Source organism: Oxyplasma meridianum (assembly GCF_038024865.1).
Taxonomy (GTDB): Archaea; Thermoplasmatota; Thermoplasmata; order Thermoplasmatales; family Thermoplasmataceae; genus Oxyplasma; species Oxyplasma meridianum.
In genome coordinates this window covers 1,564,675-1,581,558 of sequence record NZ_CP133772.1, presented here as the reverse complement: position 1 = coordinate 1,581,558, position 16,884 = coordinate 1,564,675, and the positions used below count along the sequence as shown (strand labels likewise).

General features: G+C 37.7%; 17 protein-coding genes and 1 tRNA gene. 11 read left to right on the top strand and 7 right to left on the bottom strand.

From position 1 onward, the window contains the following. Positions 1 to 25 precede the first annotated feature (25 nt). The 5 genes from OXIME_RS08210 (at position 26) to OXIME_RS08190 (ending at position 4,608) form a co-directional block, all read left to right on the top strand. The gene (locus tag OXIME_RS08210; protein WP_393971354.1) at positions 26 to 499 is read left to right on the top strand and encodes an Lrp/AsnC family transcriptional regulator; all 474 of its coding nucleotides are present in this window, start codon (positions 26 to 28) and stop codon (positions 497 to 499) included. 40 nt (positions 500 to 539) lie between these two features. Beyond that, on the top strand, positions 540 to 1,736 hold the full coding sequence (locus tag OXIME_RS08205) for an enolase C-terminal domain-like protein (RefSeq protein WP_393971353.1): 1,197 nt from the start codon (positions 540 to 542) through the stop codon (positions 1,734 to 1,736). Positions 1,737 to 1,763: 27 nt separating this feature from the next. Continuing rightward, entirely contained in the window at positions 1,764 to 2,681 is a 918-nt protein-coding gene (locus OXIME_RS08200; protein ID WP_393971352.1) for an RAD55 family ATPase, read from the top strand. 45 nt (positions 2,682 to 2,726) lie between these two features. Continuing rightward, on the top strand, positions 2,727 to 2,936 hold the full coding sequence (locus OXIME_RS08195; protein WP_393971351.1) for a CDGSH iron-sulfur domain-containing protein: 210 nt from the start codon (positions 2,727 to 2,729) through the stop codon (positions 2,934 to 2,936). A gap of 1,195 nt (positions 2,937 to 4,131) precedes the next feature. Further along, a complete protein-coding gene (locus OXIME_RS08190) occupies positions 4,132 to 4,608 on the top strand; it encodes a hypothetical protein (RefSeq protein WP_393971350.1) in 477 nt (158 codons plus the stop codon). Positions 4,609 to 4,612: 4 nt separating this feature from the next. Here the strand turns inward: OXIME_RS08190 and OXIME_RS08185 are convergent, their stop codons facing one another. The 3 genes from OXIME_RS08185 to OXIME_RS08175 form a co-directional block, all read right to left on the bottom strand. Beyond that, the gene (locus OXIME_RS08185; protein ID WP_393971349.1) at positions 4,613 to 5,632 is read right to left on the bottom strand and encodes a RelA/SpoT domain-containing protein; all 1,020 of its coding nucleotides are present in this window, start codon (positions 5,630 to 5,632) and stop codon (positions 4,613 to 4,615) included. A gap of 650 nt (positions 5,633 to 6,282) precedes the next feature. Next, positions 6,283 to 6,355: transfer RNA gene (locus OXIME_RS08180), tRNA-Pro, on the bottom strand. 155 nt (positions 6,356 to 6,510) lie between these two features. After that, complete coding sequence (locus OXIME_RS08175; RefSeq protein WP_393971348.1) at positions 6,511 to 7,740, bottom strand: MFS transporter; 1,230 nt, start codon at positions 7,738 to 7,740, stop codon at positions 6,511 to 6,513. A 145-nt stretch (positions 7,741 to 7,885) separates the two neighbouring features. Here OXIME_RS08175 and OXIME_RS08170 point away from each other — a divergent pair, with 145 nt between their 5' ends. Continuing rightward, on the top strand, positions 7,886 to 8,446 hold the full coding sequence (locus OXIME_RS08170; protein ID WP_393971347.1) for a hypothetical protein: 561 nt from the start codon (positions 7,886 to 7,888) through the stop codon (positions 8,444 to 8,446). Between the two features lie 16 nt (positions 8,447 to 8,462). Here OXIME_RS08170 and OXIME_RS08165 read toward each other — a convergent pair whose 3' ends face one another. Further along, the gene (locus OXIME_RS08165) at positions 8,463 to 8,966 is read right to left on the bottom strand and encodes a flavin reductase family protein (protein ID WP_393971346.1); all 504 of its coding nucleotides are present in this window, start codon (positions 8,964 to 8,966) and stop codon (positions 8,463 to 8,465) included. Positions 8,967 to 9,060: 94 nt separating this feature from the next. On the opposite strand from OXIME_RS08165, the gene OXIME_RS08160 reads away from it, so the two are divergent. Further along, complete coding sequence (locus tag OXIME_RS08160; RefSeq protein ID WP_393971345.1) at positions 9,061 to 10,113, top strand: hypothetical protein; 1,053 nt, start codon at positions 9,061 to 9,063, stop codon at positions 10,111 to 10,113. A 37-nt stretch (positions 10,114 to 10,150) separates the two neighbouring features. Here the strand turns inward: OXIME_RS08160 and OXIME_RS08155 are convergent, their stop codons facing one another. Beyond that, the gene (locus OXIME_RS08155) at positions 10,151 to 11,029 is read right to left on the bottom strand and encodes a DNA adenine methylase (RefSeq protein ID WP_393971344.1); all 879 of its coding nucleotides are present in this window, start codon (positions 11,027 to 11,029) and stop codon (positions 10,151 to 10,153) included. 474 nt (positions 11,030 to 11,503) lie between these two features. Continuing rightward, complete coding sequence (locus OXIME_RS08150) at positions 11,504 to 12,436, bottom strand: branched-chain amino acid transaminase (RefSeq protein WP_393971343.1); 933 nt, start codon at positions 12,434 to 12,436, stop codon at positions 11,504 to 11,506. A gap of 250 nt (positions 12,437 to 12,686) precedes the next feature. Between OXIME_RS08150 and OXIME_RS08145 the strand changes: the two genes are divergently transcribed. The 4 genes from OXIME_RS08145 to OXIME_RS08130 all read left to right on the top strand — a co-directional run bounded on the left by OXIME_RS08145 (position 12,687) and on the right by OXIME_RS08130 (position 15,220). Then, positions 12,687 to 13,382, top strand: a complete 696-nt coding sequence (locus OXIME_RS08145) for an MFS transporter (RefSeq protein WP_393971342.1) — start codon at positions 12,687 to 12,689, stop codon at positions 13,380 to 13,382. Further along, positions 13,379 to 13,561, top strand: a complete 183-nt coding sequence (locus OXIME_RS08140; protein ID WP_393971341.1) for a hypothetical protein — start codon at positions 13,379 to 13,381, stop codon at positions 13,559 to 13,561. The genes OXIME_RS08145 and OXIME_RS08140 overlap by 4 nt, the downstream gene beginning before the upstream one ends. A 68-nt stretch (positions 13,562 to 13,629) precedes the next feature. Further along, positions 13,630 to 14,496, top strand: a complete 867-nt coding sequence (locus tag OXIME_RS08135; RefSeq protein WP_393971340.1) for a ribose-phosphate diphosphokinase — start codon at positions 13,630 to 13,632, stop codon at positions 14,494 to 14,496. Beyond that, entirely contained in the window at positions 14,486 to 15,220 is a 735-nt protein-coding gene (locus OXIME_RS08130; protein WP_393971339.1) for an RNA 2'-phosphotransferase, read from the top strand. The genes OXIME_RS08135 and OXIME_RS08130 overlap by 11 nt, the downstream gene beginning before the upstream one ends. On the opposite strand, the gene OXIME_RS08125 is transcribed toward OXIME_RS08130, so the two are convergent. Then, positions 15,217 to 16,881, bottom strand: a complete 1,665-nt coding sequence (locus tag OXIME_RS08125) for an NAD(P)-binding protein (RefSeq protein ID WP_393971338.1) — start codon at positions 16,879 to 16,881, stop codon at positions 15,217 to 15,219. The two genes, OXIME_RS08130 and OXIME_RS08125, sit on opposite strands and share 4 nt — an antisense overlap. Positions 16,882 to 16,884: the final 3 nt, after the last annotated feature.

Below are 16,884 nucleotides of genomic sequence, written 5' to 3'. Positions count from 1 at the left end.
TATAAGACCATGGGATTTACTCTGAATGTGCACTAAATTTGAAGATGAACCTGATGAGATTGATCTCAAATTGCTGAGAATGCTGATCAAGAACGGAAGGGCAACCAACAAGGAAATGGCGAGAAATATAAATCTTAGTGAGCCAGCAACAAAGCAGAGGGTTGAAAAATTAATTAAAAGGGGATATATAAAAGGATTTACAGCAAAAATAGATCATTCCAGGCTGGGCTATAACTTGGCATTTCACACAATGGCATCCGTAAAATCTGGAGGCCATTCAATTGAAGTGGCTGAGAAACTTATGGAACTTCCAGAAATAAGCTCCGTTGATTCCGTAACCGGAATGTATGACCTTATCATAAAAGGAAAAGTCAAGGATCAGGAACATCTGTACAGAACGCTGAAGAAAATTCAGGAAACTGAATACATTTCCCACCTTCTCACAATGATGGTCATAAAATCGATGGGCGAAAAAGAGGCTTTCGATTTTACCACATAATATTGGGTAAATTTAATAACCTAATGAAGAATGAAGATATATGTCTTCAAAAATAAATAAGATTGATATTTTTGAGCTTGGCGAGAAAGGAAAGGAGATTTCCTCACCATGGAGTTCAACCATACTGCTTGTAAGACTGACTTCTGATGATGGCAAAGAGGGTTGGGGGGAAGCACCTACAACTTTTATGACACTTCCGGTAAAGGAGAGCATGAAAGAGGTCAGTCGTATCTTTCAGGGTGCAAATTTCTTCAATGTAGAGAAGAATTTAAAGGACTTTTATAGAAATTCATTTTACCTCTCAAGATCAATGGAAGCGACTTCAGCGCTGAGTGCCTTTGAAATTGCAAGCTGGGATCTTATTGGAAAAGAACTTGGTGCGCCCATATACAATCTTCTGGGAGGCGAATACAACAGCAAAATAAGAGCATACGCAAATGGATGGTATTCCGACTGTATAACACCAGACGACTTTGTCCGAAAGGCCAAAGACGTAATGAAAATGGGTTTCACTGCGATGAAATTTGATCCTTTCGGACCTCATTATGACAAGATAACAAAAGAAGGTGTCAGTTATGCAAGAGATATCGTAGGTACAATGAGGTCAGAACTGGGAGATGAAGTTGATCTGCTGATTGAATGCCATGGACGATTTTCGACTCACTGGGCAATAGAAGCTGGAAGAGTAATGGATGAGTTCGATCCTTTGTTCATTGAAGAGCCAATACATCCCGAACAGGAACTCGGTTTGCTGGAATTCAAGAGGTATGTAAGCACCCCTGTTGCCCTTGGAGAGAGGCTTCTTAACAAGACAGATTTTGCCAGATATATTTCACAGGGAATGGTGGACATCATACAACCCGATCTTACAAATTCACTGGGAATATTTGAGGCGAAGAAGATTGCTTCCATAGCCGAAACATTCGGTGTACCTGTTGCATATCATAATGCTTTTGGCCCCATACAGACAGCTGCTTCGCTCAATGTTGACTACACATTACCAAATTTCCTTATCCAGGAAAGCTTTGAAAGCTTCTGGCCAGACTGGAAGAAAAACCTTCTAAAGACCAGCTATAAGCTTGATAAGGGATACTTCACACTATCTGGAAAACCTGGACTTGGAGTGGAAGTAAACGAGAAGATACTGGAAACAAACGTTGTAGACGGCATGGAGCCATTTGAGGCCAATGAACCGCCATGGGTTGTCTCCGGCACTTTTAAGGACCATAAGCATTAAAAGCTCCAAAGTTCTTGAAGGAACCGTATGGATACACCTGAGGACGGGGAAACCCTGAAAACTGCCCGAGAGATTATAGCCGATCTTGACAAGCAGATAAATCGCGCAGTTCAGGAGAGGAGGAGGCTTGAATCTCTTCTAGCTGCACTGAACATGGATAGAGGGGCGAGTTTACAAATTCCCCCATCGCCCGATATATCCTTGTCCGGTACAGTAATCCCTGGGAAGATTTCATCCGGAATACCGAAGCTCGATGATCTGCTCAACGGAGGAATAGATATTCCTTCCAATATTGTATTAAAGGGTCCACCCTTTTCAGGAAAAGAGATTCTTGCCAGAAACTTCATAGCGAAATCCATCAGTGAAAATATACCAGTTTTGATAGTTTCAGTAGACAAAGATATTGGAAAAATTAAGAGTGATGTGATGAAGATTCTTGGTGGATCCGTAGATCCTGAAGAGACAGGCCTTCTGAAATTTATAGATGCCTACTCAAAAACAGTCCAGATCCAGAGTCCATCAAAGCATGCAATTGTATCCGAAGGCGTGTCGAACTACAGCCTCTTTATAAAAACAATTGATGCTGCATCAACAGATATGCTTGAGAATTATGGAAACTTCAAATTCCTGTTTTTTACACTGACAGGGATGATATCTCAGATTGATCCTAAATTTTTTATAAAGACTCTCCAACACATAGCCCAGAAGAGAAGAAGTGAAAACGCAGTATCGCTTTATCTCATGGATCTTGGAGTTTTTGATGATAATGTTTACGAGAGCGCCAATTATGTAATGGATGGGGAGATAGAATTCAGAGTGGATTTCTCAAAGAATTACCTGAGAGTAAGGGGTATGGGGAATGTCAAATCCAGAGACTGGATTGAGATAATGTTTCATGGTAATTCCTTTGATCTAGGTTCCTTTGATCTGAAGAGAGTGCACTGAATTCCTTAAGTTTTAATATTTTATTGTCATCGTAGAATGATAAAAATGGCAAGAATTGTATTACATGAAAAAAACAGGCCGTATGTTGTAAAGGTGGGAGACCAGGAACTGCATCTGTGTGCATGCGGACTGTCAGGAAACAAACCCTACTGTGACGGTACACATAAAAGAACACTTGACGAGGAAGAAAACACAATTTACATGTATGATAAGGCAGGAAGGACCAAACTGGAAACGTTCTATCCCAAAGAGTAATTTAAACAATTTTTAATTTTTGAAGTAATTGAAATTTTAATCCTGATCTCCTTTCTTTTACCATCACTATATGTTTTCTCATGTGGGTATGCAGTTTAAACACATATGGTTCAGCTTCTTTATATTCCCAGAAGGAAATGATTGAAGGCCTCAAAAAATTATTACCAGGGCATGAAAATGGCAAGGGTCTTTCCGAAAAACCTTAGGATGAACCTTGTTTGACCTTGATTATCTAATAATATGATTATCATTGGATATGATTATTTTATCATTTTGCTATATTATCGTTTTATCATCTTATTACATAATGAATAAGTTATTTTATAATTCTAAGTGGGAAACATAGTTAGATCCACCCAAGTTGTTAGATAGACAAAATAATTTAAATCTAGTTAACATTTATAAACCGAAATTAAGGTTAATCAATGGAGTTAATGTCCTTTTACCCAAGAGTTAATTCGTTTTATTAATTTACAACATGTAATATGACATTAATTGACTATAGATAGTTACAGAAAACCAAAAATTTTGTGTCACGAGGATATCAAATACATTACTTAGAAAAATTTATTAAAAGATCAATAATTTATATTAAGATCAAAAATATAACCAAACGAAATTTTTGTATATCCAGTTTTTTTAAAAAGAATGTTAATTGAGTAAATTTATATTGTTCAATTCGTGGAAAAATGTAATATTATTTGATTCTGAAAGTATTATAGAATTAATACCAGGAATCTATTCATTATGTACAGGGTGTCGCCATAGATCATCAACCGCTTTTATTATAAACGCTAAAAAAGGAAAAATTGTATTTACAGATTCTGCATTCAAAAAGGGAATATTGAAGATAATATCCCAATCGGGATAGCAGAAGACATATTTGAATGTTATTCTACATATTCAAAATTAAAAGATTATGAAACTGTTCTACCACTATATGATACTGAAATAGATGATTTTATTATATAGTTTTACCATTATTATATATAATTTTATTAAAAATTCAATGATTATTTAAATTAAAATAGTTGATAAAAATAAAATCGATTTAATATTTTTTCATAATTTGTACATATTTGAACATTATAATTTATATTTAAAAAATTACTTAATATATATGAACGATTAATAAATAATACTTTATGAATTGTATGTTACTATATTATACATCTATGTAATACATATTTTATACATGACCATCTTTGATTTATTAAAAGAATTGGAAAAAAAAATAGATATAAAATTCGATATATTAACTTTGGATGGTAGAATAGAAGTACAGAAAAGTGTTTTTCTTTTAAAATATTTTAAAATTAAAGAAGCAATGAAATATAATTTTGATATTTATTTACATGGACCTTACTCTGCAAAACTAGCAGACGAATATTTAAGCAATGGAAAAGGAAAACTTAGAATTGCCCAATCAAAAGACCAGATATCTGATAAAACCATACAAATTATTAGGCAAATTATTTTAAAGGATAAAGATAAACAGACAAATATATTATTTCTTGAAGGATTTACAACGCTCTTAAGTTTACGTCATGATTTTATTGGCCCAGCAGAGGCATTAATAAAAGCCAAAACCCTAAAACCATATATGAAGGATTCAATATGGAAAGCATCTATAGATTTTATAAATGAAAAAGAATTATGGGATTATAATTAAAATTTTATTCCCTTTTAACTTTGTCTTTTATGAATTTGATAAAGTCGCTTGAATCAAGAAAATAATTGGGATACGCTTTTTTTAAATTTTTTATATCTTTAATTGAAACAAGTACAACATTGTTATCTGAATTATTTTGTTCTATTTCCTGATATTTCTCCATGGCTTTATCAAATTGTCTATAAAACATTATATTTAAAGGACGTTTATTATCGTTATTAATTAATGATAAATCTAATAAACAGTATTCATCATTTGAATTGTTACTACTTCTTTTAGTTATTACATTATATTGTTCAAGTATTTTCTCTATTCCCAATTTTTTGTTTAAATTTAAAAGTTCTGTAATAAGTTCATTTAAATCATCCGGGGTATCTGGTACAATTGGTGTATCTTCTTCTTTAGCTATAAAACTTGACATTAAAGAAAAATATCTTAAAGAATCCTCATCAGCATCATTATGTTTTATATTATTTTTTGTTATAATATCATAAACTTCAACAGTTGTAGCCCAAATATGCTGTAATTTTGTTCTTAATTGAATCTCTATTTGGCAATTATTACATTCAAAATATTTATTATTATTGTATTCATAAATTAGATGTATTCCCCTATAACCATTTTTTGTTGGATTTAGAATATAATTTTTTGTTTTTTTAATTTTTTTATTTATCTTATTCTTCATAAACATATCATTAATTTCAAACAAATCCTCGGTGTCATTAACAATTAAACGACATCCTCCAATATCCTGGATTCTAGATAATTTCATATCTTTATTTGCTTTTAACTTTTCTAGTATTGATTCCATCCGTTTTATTCTCGAGACTAATAACGGTTTTTTTCCTAATTTAACAGAGTACCTAAGTATGTCCTGTTTAATAGTTATTAGCGGTCCGTTATGATTTGCCCTCCATTTATTTAATATTTTTAAAGATTGATCGTCATTTTTGTTATTTATAAGATTTTTGCCACACTTATCAATTTGATGCGCACTACAGGTTCCAAATTTCTTATCATTCACTTATAAGTTTATTAATAAAATAAATATAAACATTTATTAATAGATCAAATTGTATACAATCTAAAATTGTATCGTAGATATCCAATGTTAGATATTTTTTACACTTATTTTATCCAGTTTTATCAAGTTTTACACTTGTTTTATTCTTGTTTTATACTTTTTTTACATTTCTTATTTATCCATTTTATACAATTTTTTACACTTCTTTTATAAATTTGTATTAATTTTCATTCCATAATACCATACTGTATAAAATGAAATTACACACTATACTTACATTTGAATAATAAACATTTTATAAATAAATAAAAATAAGGATCAAATTTTAAAAGACATTCCTGGCCAGTAAATCTAAAAAATTATTCAAAGATCTAAAAATAAAATTATATTCCTGGCCCTGACAAAATTAAAATTACATATCAAAATAAGGATCGAAATTTATTATTTGGATTTAGGAATTTGAAAGATATTCCAGAGTCCATGTAAATTAAAATAATATTCCTGGCCCACGGTAAATAAAAAATTACATATCAAAATAAAATTCTAAATAATTATCATAAATGTTTAACCAGAAAAATATTATTCATATATATATTAATGATTAAATTTAGAACTTTTTTTCCCCCTTATATATATCCCCTAATATCAAATGGGGCTGCCCGGATTTGGACCGGAGTCTCAGGCTCCCAAAGCCCGTAGGATACCAAGCTACCCCACAGCCCCATAGCCTCCTTATATCGTTTGCCCAATAAAAAGGTTAACCTATAGCACCAATACAACCAACCCTCTCAGTCTGCCCGTCTATCATCACATTTCAGTTTAGGCTGATTTCATCACAGAGGTTAGCAGAAAATGTCTTACCACTAATAAAAGATTCCTCAGACATAGCCAACTCCGGCTGGAGGTTTGAGTTTCAAGGCAGGAGATAGAAGGAATCCAACAAATTCCAGAGAAACAATTAGTCCAACAGCAAACGGTGCTATGGTTATGAAAAGTGGGCCAATAAAAACAGGTACCAGGGCCACACCTATATTGGTTGCAACACTGAACATTGAAGTTGAAAACCCAGCCTTTGCAGGATCGTCAACATAGTTGGTGGTTGATGTCATGGCCATTGACCAGTATGCGTTACCAAAGAAACCAAAAGAGAAGAAAGAGATGAGGAGTATCCAGAGTATTGGCAGGAATGAGAGAAAGTAGGAAAGTGAAAACACAGACACAAATGCAAGGAAAGAGGTGATAATTATTCCCTTCTTAAGAAATCTGTACTTTTCAAACAAAGGAGGAAGTATTATGGCTCCCAGTGCCGATCCCAGAAAGGTCAAGCCTCCCAGAAGTCCTCCATAATATGCATAGGTTGTATCATATGCTCTGAAATGTGAAAGGACTTCTGCAGCTATTCCCCCGAACATGACTGAGACTGAGGCAATAACCAGACCTACATACCAGTTTTTAATAACACCAGCTTTGAATACGCCTCTAAGGCTTCTTCCTTTGTAATCTACAGGGTAATTCCTGGTTCCCGGAATAACTACAACCAGTGCTATTACCGCAAGTATTGCTGTAAGCCAGAATGTTCCTGTGAGTTTTATTTCACCAAGCAGGATGCCTCCGGAAAATGATCCCACCGCCATACCGAGAAACAAAATGCCTATGCTGATGCCCGTAATGGTGTGTGCCCTTTCTCTTGATATTGATTCTGATATGCTGCCAACAGGTGCCACGGCCATGGGGTAAGCTACCGCAGCTATGGTTTGCATAATAAAGAGAATAGAATAATCCGGGGAGATTGATCTCCCCACAAGCCCAATAACAGAGAGAATCGCGGCAACAATAAGGGACGACCTCACTGTAAATCTTGCAGATAGCCATCCTGCAAGTAGTCCAAGCGCAACCATGGTATAACCGTAGAGTGAAATCAAAAGCACCACAGGTGCAAGTGAAGAATGAAATGCAGATATTATGCTTCCAACGAGGGGAGAAAGTATGAACCATCCAAAACCTATTGTGAAAAGAAGGAACCAGTAAGGGAAAAGTCTTACCCATCTGACAAAGTTTGCCATACTTATGGGAAAATATAGAGGTTTTCTATTAACTTTCTGATTCAACCAGTCTAACAGGATTCTTCCATAAAAACTGAAAATCGTGAGGAAATAACTCTAAGTTTCAAAGACATGCGGAGAGTCTCACAGGGATGCAATAATTTAATATTCTCTTTGACATGAAAAGTCCGAAAGCACCAAAGTGATTAAAATGGAAGGTTCAGGTCCCACTAAGAATCAACTCATGTTTCTCAAGAAGCTAAGGGAATCGTCTGTTGAAAGAGAAGAGGCATTAAAGAAGTTTCTCAAGGAATACAAAAAGGGAGATGTTGAAGAGCTCTCTGTAAAGGAGACTTCTCAGCTTATAGATGAACTAAAGAAAATTAAAGTTCAGGGAGAGGCAGCTGAAATAGAAGCATTTGCCACAGGCAAGCAGATCACATTTCTCACCAGGCTTCAGGATTCTGATGAAAGGATAAAGGCGACAGAAGACTATCTCATTGAAAAAGGTAAGGGGAGTGTGAATCTTCTTTCATTGAGTGAAGCATCAGAGCTTATAGATATTTTGACCAAATTGAAAGGAACAGATTCTGGAGGTTCGGAAGGAAATGCGGCTACAAAAAAGCAGATAAGTTTCATACGAAATCTCCAGAAGAACGACAAAGGATTAGTTAAGACTGCAAAATACCTGAAAGAGGTAAGAAAGGGCAGTATAGAGGAACTCACCAGCAGGGAGGCAAGTTCCCTCATAGATCGACTGAAGAGCCAGTAATTAATTTTCTATGCATTTACGATCGAAACAGCCTTTTTCCTATGCTGCTGAAATGTCCCTGGTGGAAGATCAGAGGCTTCTTTTCCTTATCATAATAGCCTGCAAGAACCTCCCCAATGAAGGCAGCATGGTCTCCCACCTTGAATTCATCAACAACCCTGCATTCAAAATTTGAAATGCATCCTTCTATAAGAGGTGCACTGATGTGTTTTGCCTTGAAAGTTCTGAAGTCTGCCATTCCAAATTTGTCATGGTCCCTTATTGAATAGTTACCGGCAATATGTGCAAGATGACCCTGTTGGTCTGAGCAGTAACTCAATCCAAACATTCCTGAATTTTTTATGATTTCATATGTTCCCCTTTGGTATCCCACGAATACCGCCATAAGGAAAGGATCAATGGAAACCCGTAATGACCATTCAGCTGACATAACATTTACCTGTTCACCATAAGCAGATGTAACCAGAGCAACAGTTGTTGTGAAGAATGATTGTGATTCTTCAATGTCTTCTACTCTCATCCAGCCTTAATTACAAATTTTCCATAAATGTTTCCTGATAATCTCTGTTAAAATGGAGTGGAAAAAGAATTATTTTATCTGTTTTATTACAGATGTGCAAAAATTATCAGGTCTCCAGCCTCAGTGGTTTTCACTGGTTATTGGTACTCTTTCCATCTCACTTGTTCTTTATGTTCTATCTTTAGCTTTCAGCATACCTTTCCTTTTCACACTTGGAAAATATGTTTTTATCGCGGTTCTGGTCATATTCTGGATTGTGTTCATACTATGGATTTACAGATATATTTTGTCTCCACCCAACCTTAAAAATGATCTTTCACAACCAGAGACTTTGAGTTTTACTGCCCTTCTTGGAGTTCTGTTTTACGCTGGTGCATTTTTCTATATAACCTATTTTGCACCTGATAGCACAACATTGGTAATTATTCTCTACCTTTACTTCATAGTATACTGTTTCATAATGGCTGTGAACATAGTTCTCAACTATATGGTTTATACAGGAAAAGTGAAGATTGAGGATGTAAATTATGTTTTTATAATTCCCTCCATAGTCATGGGAGCCAGCGTTATACTCTCCTCAGTACTGATCCCCAGCCCTTATTTTTCTGGAAATAAGGGGATCTTGACTGACATTTACATTACCACTCTCCTTGGATTTGCCGTATCTGTTTTTCAGTTCATATTTTATGGATCTGCTGTCTTTGTCTCTTTTATGATGGGAAGGAAGAAAACATATTCCATGCCAACCACAATGATGCCGCTTGGTGCAGTGAGTATGTTTGTCATCAACCTTATGCTAATTCCAACTTTCAATTCACTGAAGATTTTCTATTTTCCGAAACCCTTTGCAGAAACACTTTCTATAGCTCTATGGGGAGTTGAAATACTGTACTTTTTCGTTGGTTCTGCCGTACTTTTTTCAGGAATCGGAAAGATAAGGTCTCTGTCCGTCTGGGCATATGTATTCCCGGTAGGAATTTCCGTTTTTTCCGATTTTCTCCTATGGGATTTTCTTGGATATTATGTTTTTAAGATAGTTATAGTCGCAATATCAGTCATAATTCTTCTTTACTACATATATGCCATGTCAGTGACCATGGGAATGATGTTTTCAAAAGAGATCACCAGAAGCGGGTCTGGGAAGTAAAGGTGATTTGTGGTAGATTCCCTCTTTAAATATATTTTCACATCTTCCCTGGAATATAATTTGTAATGAGAAGTTCTGTAATTCCTATCCTTTTACTGCCGTCACGGTTTATGCTTCTGTTTGCTTCAACTTTTTTAATAATAAATTCACTATAAAGTTCCATTATTGAAGGCGAGAAGGAGTTGCTTACCATGAACATAGTTCCCATATTATCCAGTTTTCTGCAGACATCTCTTAACCGCCTCTGATCAACAGGTGTAAACCCTTTCACTGTATATGAGGTAAAGCTTGATGTCCTGGTAACTGGTTCATATGGTGGGTCCATATATACGAAATCTCCTGGCCTGACGTCTGAAAGGGATGTTTCAAAATCACAGTATCTTATGTCTACACCCTGCAACATTCTGGAGAGCCCCATTATTTCTGTTGGTTCCGGTAAGGATGGGTTGCTGTATCTTCCAAAGGGGACGTTGAATTCCCCCCTGCTGTTTACTCTCCAGAGCCCGTTGAAACAGTGTCTGTTCAGGTAGAGAAAAATAGCTGCTCTCTCTGTTTTGTTATCTTCACCCCCCCTTATTTCATTGAATCTCCTTCTTGCAGAAATGTATGATTCCCTTTCGTTTATAAAATGAACTGACTTAATTGTGTTTACCAGGCCATCAGGGTTATCCCTGACTTCCGTGTAAAGGTTGACAAGTTCTGGATTTGTATCTCCTATGGCAGCCTTGCTGATCTTATTCATATTTCTCAAAGCGATGATCAGAGCCAATCCTCCTGCAAATGGTTCAAAATATGTATTCCATTTTTCAGGCAGATTCATTATAATGTGTGGAAGCAACTGTCGTTTTCCTCCTGCCCATTTAATTATTGGCTTTATTTTTGGAATGCTGATAGCGGGTTTAACGGTAACTTTCATGCATCACCGGTTCCACAATTTTATAAGCATACTTCACATGATGATGCACAACATCCCGCATAAATTCACTATGCCAAAGATCAATCTTTGATCCCATAATATATTCTCTTTCTTTGTTTCTCATTTCAGTTGTCTTTAAATGTATCAATGATGCCATGAAGTGATGTGTAGGATATTAATGCATATTTTTCCCGTCCTCGTTTAAGATCCATCTGTCACAAATTTACATTGGAGAATTGGGCCGGATATGCCTGAAAGAAATTTCACGGAAGGGTAGGAAGAATTTTGGAAATCCAGATTCGCCCACATTTCACTCTTCCAGGGAACTCCCATCCTGATGGTAGGGTATGTTCCATCATTCTTAAACAAGTGGATTTGCCAGTCCTTTCCTCCATTATAATTATTCACATGTTTTCTCCAATTCATGCAGGCGAATTATCAAGAGTGATCTCGTTGAACGTCTTTGAGAACTTATCACTTCACCGGTGTCAGCCATTTAGAATACTTCTTTTCTTTTGCCGTCACAATCCCATAATACATGTCGGAAATGGATGAAGTGATTCTACCGACTTTTCCATCTCCAACCACAAGACCGTCTACATTTACCACTGGAGTCACCTCGGCGGCAGTTCCGGCAAGGAATACTTCATCTGCAGTATATAGTTCATCCCTGTGTAGCCTTCTTTCAATTACGCTGTATCCAAGGTCTCTTGAGATATCTATTATTGATTCCCTGGTAATACCAAGAAGGATGTCAGAATCTTTCCCTGGTGTGAGTATTGTTCCATCTTTTACTATGAATATGTTTTCCCCAGTCCCCTCTGCCAAATATCCTCCCTCTGACAGAAGGATTGCTTCATCAAATCCTGTTGCCGATGCCTCATTGGCTGCAATTATTGAATTAATGTAATTCCCGCTTGCTTTCGCCTGAATGGGAAGAATGTTGGAGTTGATCCTGCGCCATGAAGAGACCTTGCATCTTATTCCAGCGGATTTTTTGGAACCAAATATGCTGTCATAGGGAATTACTGAGACTGTTGTAGAGACTTTCTTTTTTCCTACACCCAGGCTAATTGCATCATCATCGACAAATGCAAATGGGCGAATGTAGCAGGATCTGAGATTGTTAACCTTCACCGTTTCCACAATTGCCCTGCTGATCTCAGGTGCGTCATACCCCAGATTCAGGCCATACATCTTTGCGGTCATCAGGAATCTTGCAACGTGTTCCTTCAAGCGGAAAATATTTGATGAACCGTCTCCCTCATAGCACCTGATTCCTTCGAAAATACCTGAACCATACTGAAGTGAGTGAGTGAGAATAGGTACTGTCGCTTCGCCTGATGGTATCATTGTGCCATTGAACCAAACCTTCCTCTCTTTTGCATCTGAAACGTTTTTCTGCATGATCTATGAGCAGTAACGGACTTTTATAAGTTTCTCAGAGGATGGTAGCTTGAACAATAACTCTTTCTTAATATTTCGAAAATATTGTTTCAATGTTTGAGAATATTGCAATAAAAATACATATATATTTATTGCATATCAAAACAAAAATTAAAGAATATTTATATAGACTACTGTGTTAATTCCTGACAATGGTAACTGAAGAAGAGAAAAGACCGACTCTTGTAAAAACTTTAACTAAAAGAACAATGTGAGATGGATTATACCGGTTATGCTTTTTATAGCCGTAACTTTCAACTACGCTGATCGTGAGATATGGACCATCACTGCACCAGCTTTTTCATTTGCATTCGGGTGGACTTCATCCATCGGGGCCTATGGGGCAAAAGGGTCTGCAGGTGGAACCGGGCTTGCAAATTATTCCCTTATACTATTTGCCTGGTCTCTGGCCTATGCAACATTTAACTTCCCTGGTGGTTCCTTAGTGGACAGGCTTGGCTTGAGAAAAGCAATGGCTATATTTTATGCAGTGTGGTCTGTTTTCACAGTACTCACCGCTGCTACCTTCAACTTCATTTCAATGCTTTTTGTGAGAATATTCATGGGTGCAGGCGAGGGACCTGTATGGCCTGTCAACGCAAAATCCGACAAGAACTGGACCAACAGGTTCGATGAATCAAAGGCTTACACCTGGGCAGGATCAGGACAGGCTGTTGGACCCGTAGTAGCGGCAACTATTGGCGTACTCATCTACCACTATTTTGGTTGTCCGGGTCCATTCATATTCTTTGGATTGCTGGGTCTTCTCTTTGCCGTCATCTGGTATTACTATGTCCGTGATACACCAGATCTCCATAAAGGCGTAAATGCCCAAGCACTGGATTTGCCGAGGCTGAATTTGCCCAAACCCTTGGAAACCAGCCTGGAGCTGCAGTTGAAAATGTGAAACTCATGGCGGAAACTGCAAAAAAGGTCTATTCCAGCATAGGAATTAAGGTAGCAGGGGGCATAAAAAGTTACGCAGAAGCTATGAACCTGCTTGAAGCTTCCGGTATGCCACCTGGCCCTAAAAGATTTAGGCTTGGTGTAAGCAGAACCCGTCAAATTCTTTCTGAAGCCCTTTAATAAAATAGTATGTTGTCTAAAAAGACATACCATAAAAATTTAAAAAGAGAGGTTATTCCCAATGGTCCATGAAAATTATTTCTTCATCTTCATCAAGAGAACTTTCTCTGAGACTATCAGAAGAGCTTAAATGTGAAATTCTGGATATTGAAAAGAAAAGATTCCCGGATGGAGAGATGTACATAAGGATAATTGGGGATATCAAAGGCGAGGATATAGTAGCTGTAGGGAACACCCGGGAAGATGCTGAAATTATAGAGTTCCTCCTCATGATGAATGCTGCAAAGGAGAATGGTGCGGGCAAAGTCATTGCCGTTATACCATACTTTGGATATGCAAGACAGCATATGATATATAAAAGCGGAGAACCCGTTTCATCCAAGGTGATGGTGAGTTCCATTGAGAATTTTTGCGATTCAATTATAGTTGTGGAAATCCATGATCTTGAAACCGCAAAGTTTTCCAGAAAAGGGGTTTTAAATGTCAGGATTGTTAAGCCTTTTGTGGAATATTATAAAAACAAGAAAATAGATTATATTGTATCTCCCGACGATGGTGGTCTTGAAAGGGCAAAGGAACTTGCAGATCTACTCAAAACAAAATATTTCAACATTGACAAGAAGAGGCTAGATTCCAGAAATGTTACCATGACTGTCCCGGATATTGATGTTAAGGGCAAGAATATTTTACTTCTTGATGACATGATATCAACTGGAGGGACCATAATCAAAGCAACGGATCTGTTGAAGAAGAATGGAGCGGATAAAGTATATGTGTCTGCAGTACATGGAATATTTGCCAATGGATCCTATATGGAAATTTCATCCATAGCCCAGGATGTTATAATAACGGATACAATTTTCGGTAAATGGAGCAAGATAAGCGTTGCCGGTGAAGTGGCTGAAGCTGTAAGAGGTGTCACAAATGGAGCCTGAGTTAAGAGAGTGCAGGGAACATGGTCCATTTCGGGGAAAACCCTGCCCAATTTGCGGTAGCAGCAGCAAACTGCTCATGAATTCAAGGGAGATTGAGACCATGGGAAGGATTCTTGCAGGGATGCTGAGACACTTCCCCGAAAATTATGGGATCAAGCTTGATGAACATGGGTGGGTCAAGACCTACCTCATAGTACCTGCAATAAAGTCGCAAAGAAGGTTTTTTGATTGGCTCACCCCATATCATATAGAGGCCCTTGCCAGAACAGATCCAAAACAGAGATATGAGGTCAACGACAGGGAGGAGATAAGGGCAACATATGGGCATACAATCCCAATAGAAATTGACGACATGTCCATGGAGGGAATTCCGGACGAACTTTATTACCAGACAACACCTGAAGAGTATGAATTTATCAGAGAAACCGGCATAAACCCATCTGATAAGACCTGGGTACATCTTTCAAAGGAGGTCAGACAGGCCTATGTTTCAGGCCTTTACCATATAGATTCCCCATCAATTCTTTCAATAAAAACGGGGGAGATGATTAGGGATAAAATACCTGTATACAGGGCAACCAATGAGGTCTTCCTCACCGGGGAGATACCTGCGAAATATCTCGGTGAACTCAAGAATGAAAGTTTTGAACTCACTCCAGAAGAGGATGCGGATATAAAGGCAGTCAGGGAAAGAAGGGAGAGAAAGATCAGGGGAGATATTTAGAGATAATCCAGTGAATTTCTTTCTATATATTTACGGATAAGTTCTCTTCCTGATACAATTGCGGACCTTATGTCGTACTGGTTTCTCTCTATTATTGATATGTCAAAGTCTTTTCCTGCATGATCCACAAATACGATTCCCTTTTCAGAGGCAAGTTTCTTATATTCAAGTGCCCTGGATCGGTCCAGGCTAGAGAGACTCCTACTGCTCATGTAGACTTTGTGGTTCTCTGACCATTCAAGAGCCTGGTCATGGTGCTTGTATATGTTGGAATCCACCCATATTTCATCTTTTTCCGGCAGATCTGGATACACCTTATCCGGTGTGCATATAATGCCTGATCCGTTTTCAGAATTCAGCTTAACTTCCACTTCTGCCATTTCAAGCGCCTTTTCATAATACTCTATAAGCTTTGAAAACTCAATGGCCTTTCTCTTATCCGCAATTGAAAGAAGCTGCCCTCCCAGCCTTTCCCCGTTATGATAAAGTGTAACTTTGAGCCCATGCTTTGCGGCCTCCAGTGCAGCCTCCATACCTTTTATGCCTCCCCCCGAAACTGCAATATGTCCATTTAGTTTCTGAACGTAATGTTTTTGATTATAATTTTCAAGGCCAGTTTCAGGGTTTACTGTGCATCTCACCTCACCCAAAGCAAGGTCCCTGCATGCCTGGTTGCATCTAATACACGGCCTTAACGGCACATTACTCTCCAAAAGCTTCATTGCAAAATAAGGATCTGCAAGGCTAGGTCTTGCCACTGCGACAAAATCTGCGCCTGAAAGAACTCTTTCTGCATCTTCGAGATCCATCACTGACCCTACAACCATGGTAGTTACAGCCGGTCTTCTTGGCAACTGGTTAAAAATGTGTGTCCTGGAATCATAGAATGACGCTGATGAACCGGGAGGATTGAAGATACCGGCGGAGAAATGAACATAGTCCAGATTCTTTATATTTTCTGCAATTTTCAGACCATATTCCGGATGGTATGCATTGTCTCCGTTCTCATAGAGGCTGATTCTCATTCCAACTGGAAAATCCATCTCAGATCTTATTGCGTCAACTACTTCCTGAGGAAATCTTAGCCTGCGTTCCAGATCCCCTCCGTATCTGTCTGTTCTCCTGTTGAGGGTTGGTGACATGAATTCGGAGATGAGATAGCCATGTGCTCCATGAAGTTCAATCCCGTCGAAAAAAGAATCCTTTGCATTCCTGGCTGCATGGACAAAATCTTCAATGATATCCGATATATCCTCCTGTGTAAGTTCCCAAGGGGTTGTACCTATGTAGTCCACGCTGCTGGGAGCGAATGATCTCATCCTGTTGTACTGCTGCGATGCCTTTCCGCCAGCATGTACAAGCTGCATGAATGTCCTTGCACCGTGCATATGTACTCTTTCTGTCAACCTTCTGAATTTTGGAATGAATTTTCTGTCATATACTCCAGTCTCATTTACGGACCCCCTGCTGTTTCTGTTGTTTACAAATGTGTATTCAGTTATGATCAGCCCAAATCCTCCCTTTGCCCTTGCCTCAAGATAACTAATATGATTCTCATTGGTTGATCCGTCTGGATTTCCAAGATTGGAAATCATGGGCGCCATTACAATTCTGTTCTTTATTTTCAGGTTTCCAATATAACCAGATTCCCCTGGATGCATGCC